General features: G+C 42.0%; 13 protein-coding genes. 9 read left to right on the forward strand and 4 right to left on the reverse strand.

Going from position 1 to position 14,137, the window contains the following annotated elements; genetic code table 11:
* Positions 1-24: 24 nt before the first annotated feature.
* Positions 25-1,341, forward strand: coding sequence for an ATP-binding protein (locus tag OIT90_RS03580; protein ID WP_039181423.1), 1,317 nt, complete (start codon positions 25-27; stop codon positions 1,339-1,341).
* The gene (locus OIT90_RS03585) at positions 1,338-2,270 is read left to right on the forward strand and encodes a response regulator (protein ID WP_034280916.1); all 933 of its coding nucleotides are present in this window, start codon (positions 1,338-1,340) and stop codon (positions 2,268-2,270) included. Before OIT90_RS03580 ends, OIT90_RS03585 begins: the two co-directional genes overlap by 4 nt.
* An 18-nt stretch (positions 2,271-2,288) precedes the next feature.
* Here OIT90_RS03585 and OIT90_RS03590 read toward each other — a convergent pair whose 3' ends face one another.
* Positions 2,289-2,894, reverse strand: coding sequence for a TetR/AcrR family transcriptional regulator (locus OIT90_RS03590; RefSeq protein WP_058838168.1), 606 nt, complete (start codon positions 2,892-2,894; stop codon positions 2,289-2,291).
* A gap of 88 nt (positions 2,895-2,982) precedes the next feature.
* Between OIT90_RS03590 and OIT90_RS03595 the strand changes: the two genes are divergently transcribed.
* Positions 2,983-3,531, forward strand: a complete 549-nt coding sequence (locus OIT90_RS03595) for a hypothetical protein (protein WP_039181417.1) — start codon at positions 2,983-2,985, stop codon at positions 3,529-3,531.
* Positions 3,532-3,568: 37 nt separating this feature from the next.
* Here OIT90_RS03595 and OIT90_RS03600 read toward each other — a convergent pair whose 3' ends face one another.
* The 3 genes from OIT90_RS03600 to OIT90_RS03610 are packed head-to-tail and all read right to left on the reverse strand — an operon-like array spanning position 3,569 to position 6,136.
* Positions 3,569-4,507 (reverse strand): metal ABC transporter substrate-binding protein, encoded by a 939-nt coding sequence (locus tag OIT90_RS03600; RefSeq protein ID WP_039181414.1) that lies wholly within the window; start codon positions 4,505-4,507, stop codon positions 3,569-3,571.
* Positions 4,508-4,520: 13 nt separating this feature from the next.
* Complete coding sequence (locus OIT90_RS03605) at positions 4,521-5,393, reverse strand: metal ABC transporter permease (RefSeq protein ID WP_039181411.1); 873 nt, start codon at positions 5,391-5,393, stop codon at positions 4,521-4,523.
* The gene (locus tag OIT90_RS03610; RefSeq protein ID WP_058838166.1) at positions 5,393-6,136 is read right to left on the reverse strand and encodes a metal ABC transporter ATP-binding protein; all 744 of its coding nucleotides are present in this window, start codon (positions 6,134-6,136) and stop codon (positions 5,393-5,395) included. Before OIT90_RS03610 ends, OIT90_RS03605 begins: the two co-directional genes overlap by 1 nt.
* A 413-nt stretch (positions 6,137-6,549) precedes the next feature.
* On the opposite strand from OIT90_RS03610, the gene OIT90_RS03615 reads away from it, so the two are divergent.
* The 6 genes from OIT90_RS03615 to OIT90_RS03640 all read left to right on the forward strand — a co-directional run bounded on the left by OIT90_RS03615 (position 6,550) and on the right by OIT90_RS03640 (position 14,107).
* Positions 6,550-8,649 (forward strand): heavy metal translocating P-type ATPase, encoded by a 2,100-nt coding sequence (locus OIT90_RS03615; protein ID WP_058838165.1) that lies wholly within the window; start codon positions 6,550-6,552, stop codon positions 8,647-8,649.
* 141 nt (positions 8,650-8,790) lie between these two features.
* Positions 8,791-9,477 carry a DsbA family protein gene (locus OIT90_RS03620; protein ID WP_058838164.1) on the forward strand — a complete coding sequence of 229 codons (687 nt, stop codon included), beginning with the start codon at positions 8,791-8,793 and terminating at the stop codon, positions 9,475-9,477.
* On the forward strand, positions 9,474-9,887 hold the full coding sequence (locus tag OIT90_RS03625; RefSeq protein WP_047202387.1) for a disulfide oxidoreductase: 414 nt from the start codon (positions 9,474-9,476) through the stop codon (positions 9,885-9,887). The genes OIT90_RS03620 and OIT90_RS03625 overlap by 4 nt, the downstream gene beginning before the upstream one ends.
* A 347-nt stretch (positions 9,888-10,234) precedes the next feature.
* The gene (locus OIT90_RS03630) at positions 10,235-10,846 is read left to right on the forward strand and encodes a trimeric intracellular cation channel family protein (RefSeq protein ID WP_144494133.1); all 612 of its coding nucleotides are present in this window, start codon (positions 10,235-10,237) and stop codon (positions 10,844-10,846) included.
* 312 nt (positions 10,847-11,158) lie between these two features.
* Complete coding sequence (locus tag OIT90_RS03635) at positions 11,159-13,174, forward strand: Na+/H+ antiporter (RefSeq protein ID WP_144490085.1); 2,016 nt, start codon at positions 11,159-11,161, stop codon at positions 13,172-13,174.
* A gap of 63 nt (positions 13,175-13,237) precedes the next feature.
* Positions 13,238-14,107 carry an ROK family protein gene (locus tag OIT90_RS03640; RefSeq protein WP_151284808.1) on the forward strand — a complete coding sequence of 290 codons (870 nt, stop codon included), beginning with the start codon at positions 13,238-13,240 and terminating at the stop codon, positions 14,105-14,107.
* Positions 14,108-14,137 lie beyond the last annotated feature (30 nt).

Genomic DNA, 14,137 nt, shown 5'->3' on the forward strand with positions numbered 1-14,137 from the left:
CAATTATTAGGGATGTGACTGCGTTTGAATCTACTAAAAAAATGGCTGAATACAGAGCCTTATTTAATTGTGCTGCTCATTGTACTGACGCCGATTGGCGGAGAGTTTAAATTTTATCCATTTGAGGACAGCTTTCGGGTCAGCTTTGGAACCGTTGTCTTTTTCTTTATCCTGCTTCAAATGAAAAGATTTCCTGCATGGGCAAGCGGCATCATCGCTGGGATATCTGTTTTTGCGTTTCGCGTGCTGCTTGATACAGCCGTGACAGGGCATCTTCCGCTGGAAGAGGCGGTTTCATTAAGATTTCCTTCCCTGCTTTATTATGTCGTCTATGGCACACTCTTTTATTTATTGAAGGTCAGACGTTTCCGTGATCAGCCTTGGCTGATTGGAGCAACAGGCATCATCATGGAGCTGTGCGCAAGCGTTGTTGAGATCATTGCACTTCGAGGCACCATGGATGAAATTTTAACGGGGCGGACGCTGTTTCAATTATTTGTTTTGGCGATTTTCAGAAGCTTTTTCGTGTTAGCTTGTTATACAATGATTCGCTTATATGAAGAGCAGGCGAGAGAGCGTCAGATGAAAAAGGAAAAGGAACATCTGCTGATGCTCCTGTCTAACCTTTACACGGAATCTACATATTTTCATAAAACACTCGCACATGCTGAGCACATTACGGCTACATCCTATCAATTGTATCAATCCCTTCACCACGCAAAGGATGCAGAATCATTGGATTTGAAAAAGCTCGGTAAAACCGCCTTGCAAATTGCAGGAGAGGTGCATGAAATCAAAAAAGATAACCAGCGGATTTTTTCTGCCTTATCAAAGCTGATTCATGAGGAAAATTTCCAGGCTTATGAGAGTCCTTCTCATATCGCTGGGCTTGTCATTCGCATTCATGAAAATTATGCTGAATCTCTTAAAAAAAACATCGTCTTTCATTATGATGAAGATGGGCAGCACCCCGCCTATCACGTGTATACCATTCTATCTTTGTTAAATAACATCGTATCCAACGCTGTTGAAGCCATTCCTGTAGATGGAGAGGTGTCACTTTCTATTTCACAGAAAGAAAACCAGGTGATTTTTCAAATCAGCGACAACGGGCCTGGCATAAAAGAACGTAATCATCATGTTATTTTTAAGCCAGGTTTCACTTTAAAATACGACCAGGTTGGGAATCCATCAAGCGGTATCGGGCTTGCGTATGTAAAGGATACAGCGGAGAAGCTTGGCGGAAGTGTTGAGATGAAGAGTATCCCAAATAAGCAAACGATTTTCACTTTAACGATACCAGTAGATCAAGTCAGTAGAAAAGAGGGGATTGGGAGATGAGATTTTTTATTGTTGATGATGATGAAGCCGTTCGTTCTTCACTGGCTCAGCTCATTGAAGATGAAGAGCTTGGTATTGTGGCCGGAGAAGCAGAGGATGGCGCAGAGTTAACAGCCAGCTACTTAAATGATTTGCACATTGATATTTTATGTATTGATCTATTGATGCCGGAAAGAGACGGGCTTGAAACGATTCGAGCAATCAAGGATGAGTTTCACGGGAAATATTTAATGCTGTCACAGGTTGAAACAAAGGAATTAATCGGACAGGCGTATACACTTGGCGTTGAGTATTATGTGACAAAGCCGATCAATCGTGTAGAGGTCTTAAGCGTTCTCCATCTCATGATTGAACGCCTTCATTTAGAGCATTCAATTGAAAATATTCAGCACTCACTTAAATCGGTCATGCAATTTCAGCAGCGCGGTCAGACGAAAACGAAGCAGCGGGGGAAAAGTCTTGCAGAGGCAGGGCAGTTTTTGCTGGCGGAGCTTGGTATTGTTGGTGAGAAGGGGTCTAAAGATTTATTAGATATGATTCTGTTTACAGACCAGTATTTAGCGCTGCATGCTGATCATCATGATTCCTTTCCTTCTTTAAAGATCATTTTCACTGGGATTACGGAGGATAAATTAAGTGAGCCCTACACATCGGCAGACATCGCAAGAGAAGCAAAGGCAGCCGAGCAGCGGGTAAGACGTGCGATCAACCAATCATTGAAACATATCGCATCACTTGGGCTAACCGATTTTTCCCATCCAACATTTGAAAATTACGCATCAAAATTTTTCGATTTCACCATCGTGCGAAAGAAAATGAGTGAATTGACGAAAGAGATGAGCGGAAGAGAAGAACACACCCGTATCAATGTGAAGAAATTTGTGCAGGTGCTTTACTACGAAGCAAAACGTATTTTTATGGAAGATTAAAAAAGACATGCTCTCTAATTAGGGAGACATGTCTTTTTTTGTGATGGATTGCAGGTGCATTTGCAGCACGGAGCGTATGAGCTGAGGTGGTAACCGATGAGGCTGTACAATTCCATTCAATGCAAGCCCATTAATGACCGCATAAAGCCGCTCAGTTTCTAATAAAAGATCGATATCATCTAGCAGCAGCCCATCCTCTTTCAATTTCATTAAACAATATTGGGCGGTTTGGAAAAGTTCGTCATACATCTTTGCATTGAGCGGCTGTAGATCTGGTTCAGTCAGTGCCTTGACGGAAAAAGCCTGCCACACCTCCATTTCAAATTTTCGTTCTTCATCAAGTGGAAGAACCTGCTCCAATAAATTGATGACATTTTCCTCCGTTGAACCGTTTAATGGAAGCCCTGTAATCCGCTCCTTGACTCTTTCCTGAATTAAATTCATGGAGAATAGAAACAACTCTTGCTGTGTGGAAAAATAATGACGCATAGAGCCGGCTGAAATTCCAGCTTCTACTGCTATTTTTCGTACAGAAGCGCTTTCCAAACCTTCTTGTTTAATCACTCTCATTGCAGCTTGAGCGACCTTTTGTTTTTGTTTATGGTGATCAACGATTTTTGGCATACATTGATTTTAGCATAGCTGTTGTTTTTTTAACACATATGTGTTATTTTTTATTTAATACAATTGTGTTAAAAAGGATGTGGGGAAATTGGTCGGGTTACTGATTGTGGCATGTGAAATTGGTTTTTGGCTGTTTATTTTAATGGGTTTAACGCTTCGTTATGTGTTTAAACAGAAAAAGTGGGGTGCTTTCTTTCTTGTCTGTACGCCGGTTTTAGATCTCATCCTTCTTGCGGCTACTTATATAGATTTAAGACAGGGGGCTGTGGCGACTGTCATCCACGGGCTTGCAGCTGTTTATATTGGTGTGAGTCTGGCTTTTGGACATCAAATGGTGAAATGGGCAGATGCTAAATTTGCTTATCGTTTTGCAGGTGGCCCTAAGCCAAAGGGAAAACCAAAGTACGGTAAAGAGCGGTCTATGTATGAAATGGTCGGCTGGGCTCGGCATGTCATTTCTTATGTCATTGGAGCGGGGCTGTTATATGGTTTGACCTATCTCATCCAAGCACCAGAGCGGACGGAAGCGCTGATGCAGCTTGTCAATACATGGGGAATGATCTTAGCCATTGATTTTGTCATTAGCATCAGCTACGTCATTTGGCCGAAAAAACATCCGGAAAATATAGCAGGCTGACAAAAAAGACAGGCGGATTCACTCCACCTGTCTTTCCTTATGATGACAACCCTTTGTAAATAGTGTCAATATTCCATTTCATCATCTTATAGTAGCTGTCTCCATCTTCACCTTTTTTTCCAATAGAGTCAGTGAAGACTTTCCCTTTGATTGGAACCCCGGTTTCCTCAGAGAGGCTTTCGAGGCTTCGTTTATCAACGCTTGTTTCAAGAAAGAGAGCAGGAACTTGATGATCTTTGACAAAATGAATGATGCGCTTCATTTGTCCTGGTGTTCCTTCACTTTCTGTGTTGATTTCCCAAATGTAGCCGGCTTTCAGTCCATACGCCTCTGCAAAATACTTGAATGCTCCTTCACTTGTGACAAGGAGCTTTTTGTCTTTTGGCAGCTGATCAAACTTGTCTTTTGCTTCATCGTGAAGCGCTTGAAGCTTTTTGATATAGGCTTCTGCATTTTTTTCGTAATCCTCTTTATGCTCAGGGTCCGCTTGAATGAGCGCATCTCGGGCATTTTGGGCATAAAGTATCCCATTTTCAACATTCAGCCATGCGTGGGGGTCCTGCTGGCTTTCGAGCCCTTTTGAAGACAAATGTTTCACTTTGACGCCTTTACTCAGCTCGGCTACAGGTGCATCATCCCCGTCCTTGCCGCTCGATTCGAGCAGTTTTTGAAACCAGCCGTTTCCTGTTTCAAGGTTCAAGCCATTATATAGAACAAGGTCTGCATCCGTCGTATATTGAACATCCTTTGGCAGTGGGTCAAATTCGTGTGGGTCTGTACCAATGGGAACAATGCTGTGAATAGAGACATGCTGCCCGCCTACTTCCTTCACAATGTCATAAAGAATGGAGTAGGTCGTAACAACTTTTAATGTACCGTCATCTTTACCAGAATTACTTTGCTGGGTTGAACAGCCTGCGATGATCATAAGGGCAATGAATACTGCGGTCAAACGGATTGCAAATACCTTCTTCATATATGTCCTCCTTTTACATAGACGCTTCCTTTTTTAAGTGCGTTCGTTTTCGTTTAGATTTTAATGATCTCCATAGAATGCCTTGCTTTGGTGAAAAGATAAAAGCACTGCCGAATAAAATGGTGGCGACCAGCACGATGGAAGCACCAGACGATAAGTTATACGTAAAGCTAAGCCCTAAGCCTATGACAGCAGAAACAGCACCGAAAAAAGCAGATAAATAAATCATGATCCAGAGCCGGTCTGTCAAGAGATAAGCAGTGGCTGCCGGCGTGATCAGCATGGCAACGACAAGAATAATCCCAACGGTTTGCAGTGATGCAACGGTTACAAGGGTCAATAAGGTCATGAGAAAATAATGAATCATACGATTCGGCAAACCGTAAACCGAAGAAATCACCGGATCAAATGAACTAATGAGCAGTTCCTTGTAGAAAACGATGACGGCTAGCAAAATAAAAATGCCGATGCCAAGTGTAATCCACATATCAGCTGATCGAACAGCTAGTACGTTTCCAAATAGAATATGATATAGGTCACTCGAACTTTTCAAAAATGTGATCAAAATAATTCCGATTGAGAAAAAGGCTGTAAAGACAATGCCGATGGCTGAATCATTTTTTATGCGGCTGTTTTGACTCACGTAACCGATTCCAATCGCTGTTAACACGCCAGTTAAAACGGCACCGAAGAAAAAGTTAATTCCAAGCATATAAGAAATGGCGACACCTGGCAGTACGGCGTGTGAAATGGCGTCTCCCATCAAGGCCATGCCGCGTAAAATGATAAAGCAGCCGATAACGCCACAAATGATGCCTACCATAACGGATGTAAATAGTGCTTTTTGTAAAAAAGCATATTCAAAGAGTCCGGTTAAAAATTCCATTACACGTCTCCTCCTGCTGATTTTAAGAATGGCAGCTGCGTTTCATATGCTTCCAGCATGATCTCTGGGCGAAGAATGTCGTGTACAGACCCTGCTTTGATGAGTTTTTTATTTAACAGAACAAGATGGCTGAAATAATCATCTGCCTTACTTAAATCATGATGGACAACCAAAATGGTTTTCCCTTCATCTCGTAATTCCTTCAAAATGCGCACCATCGTTTCTTCACTTGCCATATCAATTCCGACAAACGGTTCATCCAAACAGAAGAGCTGTGCGTTTTGAGCAAGAGCCCTTGCAAGGAAGACACGCTGCTGCTGCCCGCCGGATAACTCACCGATTTGTCTTTTGGCAAAGTCTTGCATTCCGACTTTTTCTAAACAGTGATACGCATATGCCCGGTCTTCTTTTTTTGGACGTTTCATTAGTCCGAGCTTCGGATATGTTCCAAGTAGTACGGTATCCAGTACATGAATGGGAAACGTCCAATCTAAATCATTTCTCTGCGGTACATAGGCGATCTGTTTTCTCACTTGTTTAAAGGGCTGTTCAAAAAAACGAATATCCCCTTGGTCTTTTTCAATTAAATCCAAACATGCCTTGAGTAACGTCGATTTACCAGCACCATTTGGACCGATGATTCCTGTCATTGTCCCTTCCTGTATGGAAAGAGAGACGTTCTCTAATGCATCTTGTCCGTGATATGAGACATGAAGACGGTCGATTGTTAAAGCATTTGACATCTCTTGCGGCCCCTTTCAATCATGATTGCACTTCCTAAAGATATATGCATAAAATAAATAATTTTGACTAAAGGATGAAATGATTCTCTAATGCTAATTTGTTTCCTTAGGGAAACTTTTATTTTATTCTAAGCGTCTGTCCTTCTTTTGTAAAGAGAAAAACTGAAAACGATCGTTTTTATGTTATGCGGGGAGCAGGGGACATGAGCTTGATTTATTGAAAATCCGTATGACAGAATCGGACACAAAAAAACCAATTATTTCTTCATAAATGATTGACAGAAGACAAGAACTCCTCATATAATAAAGGTAATCCAATATATGAATATATGCTCATATATAAAGTTTTTGATTTTTAATAGGTTTAATCGATCCAGGGAACGTTACTTATCATATAGAAAAAAGGTGAGAACATGAAAAAAATGAAGGATGAATACGTATTAAACGGTCTTGATTGTGGAAACTGTGCACGTAAAATTGAAACAGGTGTCAGCAAAATGGATGGCGTTGAAGCTTGTTCCGTTAATTTTGCGACAGGGACATTGACTGTCACACATGCAGATAAGCAAGAAACGATGTCAAAGCGTATTGAAAAAACGGTTCAGTCCATCGAACCTCATGTGAGTGTATCACCAAAAGAAGAAGGCCATCATCACGATCATGATCATGGGACAAAGAATTTAAAAGCGATTGTGCTTAAATTAATTGGCGGTGCAGTCATTGGAACAGCGGCTTATTTCATACCAGAAGATGGCTTACTAAAATTCATCACGTTTTTCGCAGCCTATTTACTAGTCGGCGGTGATGTTGTTTTTAAAGCGCTGAAAAATATCGTGCGCGGCCAAGTATTTGATGAGAACTTCTTAATGACCATTGCAACAGCTGGCGCTTTTGTGATTCAGCAATATCCAGAGGCACTGGCAGTGATGCTGTTTTACCAAATTGGAGAGCTGTTCCAAGGGGCAGCAGTGAATCGTTCAAGACGATCCATTAGTGAATTAATGAATATTCGCCCTGAATATGCGAATCTCAAAGTAGGAAATGAAACGAAAAAAGTGAAGCCGGAAGAAGTAAAAGTCGGTGACCGTATCGTCGTGAAACCAGGCGAAAAAATTCCACTTGATGGCCTCGTCATTGAAGGCTTTTCACTCGTGGATACCTCCGCATTAACAGGGGAGTCTGTGCCGCGGGATGTAGAAGCAGGGAAGGAAGTTCTTGCAGGGTTTGTGAATCAAAACGGGATTCTTGAAATTGAAGTGCAAAAAGGACTTAGCGAATCGGCAGTGACGAAAATTTTAGACTTGGTTGAGAATGCGAGCAGCCGAAAAGCGCAGACAGAAAACTTTATTACAAAGTTTGCAAAATACTACACACCGGCTGTTGTTGTATTGGCATTACTGCTTGCCTTTGTGCCGCCGCTTCTCATTCCATCAGCACAATTGTCTGACTGGGTTTACCGGGCACTCGTTTTCCTTGTTATTTCATGTCCGTGTGCGCTTGTCGTGTCCATCCCATTAGGATTCTTCGGGGGAATTGGGGCAGCTTCTAAACGAGGCATCCTTGTAAAAGGCAGTAACTATTTAGAAGCACTGAACTCTGTGAGCTATGCTGTATTTGATAAGACGGGCACACTCACAAAAGGAAACTTTACGGTGACCAATATCGTGACAGCTAGCGAAAAGTGGTCAGAAGAGGAGCTGCTTTCTTTTGCAGCTTTAGCAGAAGCTCATTCTTCACATCCGATTGCTGAATCAATTAAAGCGGCATATGGTTCTCCGCTTGATGAAAGCCAGATCGAAGCATATGAGGATATTGCAGGACATGGAATTAAAGCGACCATCAGTGGTTCACAAGTCTTGGCGGGAAATCATCGCTTGATGGAACGAGAAGGCATTTCATATGAAAAAGAAAAACGAAGCGGAACGGTTGTGTACATGGCGATTAACGGTGAGTTTGCCGGATCGATCTTGATTGCAGATGAATTAAAGGATGATGCAATTGAAGCTGTCTCCGCTCTAAAAGCGTCTGGCATTCAAACTGTCATGCTGACTGGTGATGCCAAACAAGTCGGAACAGCGGTCGCCCAGCAAATTGGCATAGATGAAGTACATGCAGAATTATTACCGCAGGATAAAGTAACAAAATTAGAAGAAATTGATCAGAAAAAAGCGCCTCAAGAAAAATTATTATTTGTTGGGGATGGCATTAATGATACACCGGTATTAGCAAGAGCAGACATAGGTATTGCGATGGGCGGACTTGGTTCAGATGCAGCGGTAGAAGCGGCTGATATCGTCATTATGACAGACCAACCGTCAAAAGTTGCAGAAGCCATCGCTGTCGCTAAACGAACAAGAAGGATTGTCTGGCAGAACATTGCATTTGCTCTTGGGGTTAAAGGGGTTTTCCTATTACTCGGTGCATTTGGTATTGCGACCATGTGGGAAGCCGTCTTCTCGGATGTCGGTGTGACCGTACTCGCTGTTTTAAATGCCATGAGGGTGATGAAATAAAATTGTAAGGAAAAATTCATGAATACCATCTTTCATAATGAATCCCCTCTTGTTAAAATAGAAGAAGTTGGATAATGGCATTATTCTAAGCTATTATCCTTTTTCTTTTGAAGGAATGAAAAAGATAAGGTAGGTGCTTTTGTGAGTAAAAAAAATAATCAATCTTCATCCATTAAATTTGCTGTTATTTTAACCATTATCGCAGCTCTTCTCATCGGATTATTCGTCGTCATTGGGAACAACAACAGCAAAGAAGCACAAACGGTTGACAGTAAGCCTTCTATTAAAGGACAGCCTGTCATGGGAGATAAAAACGCAGCCGTGCAAATTGTCGAGTTTGGGGATTATAAATGTCCTTCATGTAAATCATTTGAAACAGACATTTTCCCAAAACTGAAAGCGGACTACATAGATAAAGGCGATGTATCATTTTCGTTTATTAACTTGCCACTTCCTGTTCATGGAGATGGCGCTGTATTAGCAGCACTAGCTTCTGAAGAAGTGTGGAAGGAAGATCCGAAAAACTTTTGGGCATTTCATGAAGCTGTCTATCAAGCACAGCCAGATAGTGAAGCAGAATGGGTCACGCCTGCTAAGCTGACGGAGCTAGCGAAAAAGACAACAAAAGTAGATACGGACAAGCTTAAAGATAACCTATCGAAGAAAACATATCAGCCGCAGCTGAACACAGACGATCAGCTTGTGAACCAATATAAAGTGAATGCAACACCAACTCTTTTCATTAACAATAAACAAGTCCAAAACTTTTATGACTATGATGAAATCAAAGAATTAATTGATCAAGAGCTCAAAGGGAAAAAATCATGAAGAATAAGCTTGTTTACTTATACAGTGCTTGGATCGTCTCTATCGTTGCGACGATGAGCAGCCTGTATTTAAGTGAAGTAAAAAAGTTTATCCCATGCGATATGTGCTGGTTTCAGCGCATTTTCATGTACCCGCTTGTGCTTTTACTTGGAATTGCGACATTCAGAGGCGATGTCAAAATAAAATATTATGTCCTGCCTTTGGCTGTGATTGGCGCTTGTTTTTCTATCTATCATTATATGGAACAAAAGATACCTGGCTTTGCATCGATTCGCCCTTGCCTGAGCGGTATTCCTTGTTCTGTTGATTATTTGAACTGGTTTGGTTTTATCACCATTCCACTACTAGCCCTTATTGCATTTATTCTCATCATCATTAGTATGCTGCTGTTAAATGCAAAAGAAGATTGAAGGAGATAGCCTGCTTATAAGCGGGCTATCAGCGTGTAGACAAACCCTCGCATTCGTTGTCAGTCCTGCGCGCTGGTGCTCACGAATGTCAAATTCGCTCCGCTCCAGTACTCGTCCTTCCTAGACTTCAAAGGTTTTCTATCACGCTGAAAAGAAGACAAAGAGCTAAAATAAAGATCATTTTAGCCCTTTGTCAACAATCTGTAGCCTGCTTATAAGCGGGCTATTTTTTATTTTTGCAAAAAGATAAAATTTAAAGAAAATTTATATTGCTTTTCGCCTGTGTCAGATATACATTAAGGGAGTAGTATTAGATGATTAGATAATGGTAAGGAGATAAGCGGAAAATGGCATGGGAAGTCTTAAGTATCATTGGCATTGTCGCATTCGCCATTAGTGGTGCGATTGTGGCAATGGAGGAAGAGTACGATATTCTTGGTGTGTACATTTTAGGGATTGTAACAGCATTTGGCGGTGGAGCGATTCGGAATCTATTAATTGGTCTTCCGGTGTCTGCTTTATGGTCACAGGGCAAAATGTTTACGATTGCCCTTGTATCTATTACGATTGTGTTTCTTTTTCCAAAGCTTTTGCTCAAACACTGGAGCACTTGGGGAAATTTCTCGGATGCGATCGGTTTAGCAGCGTTTGCGATTCAAGGCGCACTATTTGCTGTGCAAAGAGAACTCCCGCTCAGTGCGGTCATTGTGGCAGCCATTTTGACTGGAAGCGGCGGCGGAATTGTACGTGATTTATTAGCAGGACGAAAGCCGCTTGTGCTAAAAGCAGAAATTTACGCCGTATGGGCAGCTTTTGGCGGCTTATTCGTCGGACTCGGCTTAGCGCAAGGCGAGCTAGCTTTATATCTGCTGTTTGTCATCCTCGTCGTATGCAGGGTTTGTTCCTACTTATTCAAATGGCGTCTTCCTGCCAGGTCTTATTTTTTAAATAAAGGGTGAAACGAAAAAAGGGCGATTTCGCTCTTTTTTTGTGTTTAATAAGAGCTGATTGTCAGCAGATGTTGGAGTTTTCGTGTAAAATAAAAGTAGGTCTATTGTTCATCATTTGAACAATACATATGATGAAAATTTTGTCAGCAGGCTGAATATCTGGATTCAGCCTTTTTTTGCCTAGATGGATTGTTATGTGTTGGTTTCACTTTTTGCGGAATACTAAAGAAGCACTTCTGATCGGACGGATGGATGAAATGAACACATCTTTGCATGTAAGCAAAACTTGACGAAAAATATACATAGGAGGGACATGTACTAGTGGAGATTTTTTTGGCAGTGCTCGTACTACTGGCACTCATTGCAGCATCTAATATTATCAATCGTTTTGTCCCCTTTATTCCTGTTCCGTTAATTCAAGTGGGCTTAGGAATATTGGTGGCAGCTTTTCCTTCAGGTTTACATATTTCTTTAAATCCTGAACTCTTCTTCGTTCTATTTATTGCGCCGCTGTTATTTAATGACGGGAAGCGTACCCCAAGGGACGAGCTTTGGAAATTAAGAGCACCTATTCTTCTTTTAGCACTTGGTTTAGTGTTTGCGACCGTGATTGTAGCGGGATATACCATTCATTGGATGATTCCAAGCATACCGCTTCCAGCCGCATTTGCGCTTGCAGCGATTTTATCACCGACAGATGTCGTGGCAGTAAGTGCTTTATCCAGCCGTGTGAATATGCCAAAGGGCATCATGAGACTGCTGGAAGGCGAAGGGCTGATGAACGATGCATCAGGACTTGTCGCCTTTAAATTTGCCATTGCCGCAACAGTGACGGGAGCCTTTTCAATTGCTCAGGCATCCTTTAGCTTTGTCCTCATTGCCGCAGGTGGTTTATTAACTGGATTTATTCTATCCTTCTTTATCATTCGTTTTCGCTATTTTCTCCGCCGTTTAGGAATGGACGATGTCACGATGCATATCATCCTGCAAATCCTTACACCATTTGTGATTTATTTAGCAGCAGAAGAAATTGGTGTATCCGGAATTTTAGCCGTTGTGGCCGGTGGTGTGACGCATGCCATTGAGCAAGATCGAATGGAAGCGAATTTAGCCAAACTGCAAATTGCTTCATCAAACACATGGAATATTATTTTATTTATTTTAAACGGACTTGTTTTCGTCTTACTTGGGTTGCAGATTCCGGATGTTTCTACAGTCATTTTCCAAGATGAATCCTTTAACAACATGCAGGTGATTGGTTACATCTTAATTATTACACTGTGTCTCATGGTGCTGCGGTTCTTATGGGTATGGCTGTTCTGGGCAGGAAAATGGAGTGCAACAAAAAAGCAAAATGTGAAAAAGCCGAAGTTTCGCGCCTCGATGCTGATGACATTCTCTGGTGTCCGCGGGGCTGTGACATTAGCAGGTGCCTTTTCAATACCATTTACGCTTGCGGACGGATCACCATTTCCTGAGCGGCACTTGATTATTTTCCTCGCAGCAGGCGTGATCCTATGTACACTCATTTTAGCTAGTGTGTTACTGCCTCTTTTATCTGAGAAAAAAGACAAGCAGGTCGACGTGGACTTGGATACAAAGATTCAGCATGCAAAACGGAAATTGCTCAGAAGTGCTATTAAAACGTTAAAAGAAGGGATGAATGAGGACAACAGGGAAGTATCCCTTGCACTCATCAATGATTACCGAATGAAGCTGAGAAATATCCAGCGTGAACCATACCAATTCGGGATGAGAAGACAAGAGAAAAAAATCAGACTGCATGGTATCAAAGCAGAACAGATGAAACTTCAACAATTAATTGATGATGAGAAAATTGACAAGGAAGAAGCTTATGAGCTGCAAGAGAGATTTCATGAGCTGGAAATGCTGTACTCAAACTCATTCAAAATTCGTTTTTCAAAGGTGAAGTTTCTCCGCTTGCTTCAATGGCTGCAATTATGGCGGCCGAATCAGCACATTTCAAACGGTATTTTAGAAAAAGAGGACTCGTATAAACAAATCCGTAAGAAAACGGCTGAAGCTGCGGTAGACTCGATCAAACAGCATATGACAGATGAAAACCAGCAAACGTGCCACCAAGTTATTGGTTTTTACAACCAAGTGATTTACCGCTGTGAACACGGTCCAAGCTTCTTCCAGCAAAAAGACCGTTCATTTGACCGAAAGAAAAAAGAGCTGAACTTCCAAGCTGTACAGACGATTCGAAATGAAATACAAACCTTATATGAAGATGGTGAGATCAACCGTGATATTGCCCATCATTTAAGAGAGTATATCAATGACATGGAAGCTGTTCTGCTCACCAATACGTGATGTTGTCATCTTCTCCCCCATGTTTTATGATGAAGAAAGAGAACGAGCAGGGGGAGATCAATGATGGCGTATTATGGAGCAATTGAAGCTGGGGGTACAAAATTTTGTTGTGCAATCGGCAATGAGCATGGATACATCTTAGAGGAAATGACGATTCCGACAGAGCACCCGGATCAAACAATACAAAAGCTCATTCCATTTTTCAAGCAGCATGACATTGCAGCATTAGGGGTTGGCTCCTTTGGACCCATTTGTGTTCAACAGGACGATCCTTCATACGGTTATATCATGAACACACCGAAAGTGGAGTGGAAGCAATACCCGTTCATTCCTGAGCTTGAGAAGCAATTAGGTGTCCCCGTATCTTTTACAACTGATGTCAATGCCGCAGCACTAGGTGAATTAACAAAAGGGGCAGCCAAAGGGCTAAGCAGCTGTTTGTATATCACGGTCGGTACAGGCATTGGTGCGGGGGCTGTTGTGAAAAATGAGCTTCTACACGGTCATTCACATCCTGAGATGGGGCATATCCTTGTCAGGCAGCATGAATCTGATCCATTTGCAGGTGTCTGCCCGACACATGGAAATTGCTTAGAAGGACTGGCAGCTGGACCAGCGATTGAGAAAAGGTGGGGGAAACCTGCCAAAGAGCTGACGCAGGATGAAGCGGTTTGGGCACTTGAAGCGGATTATTTAGCGCAAGCGCTTATGCAATACTCGCTCATTTTAAGCCCAGAGCGCATCATCATGGGCGGAGGTGTCATGAAGCAAAAGCAACTATTCCCACTCATTCGAGAGAAGCTAGCTGCTTATGTCAATGATTATGTGGACCTGCCGCCGCTTGATACATACATTGTCTCCCCTAAACTTGAGGACAAGGCTGGCATGACTGGTGCGCTGCTCTTAGCCATCGAAGCGAAGAGAAACGCCTGATAATAGAGTTTTGAAGCACAACATGAGATA

Source organism: Bacillus sp. ABR (assembly GCF_056172715.1).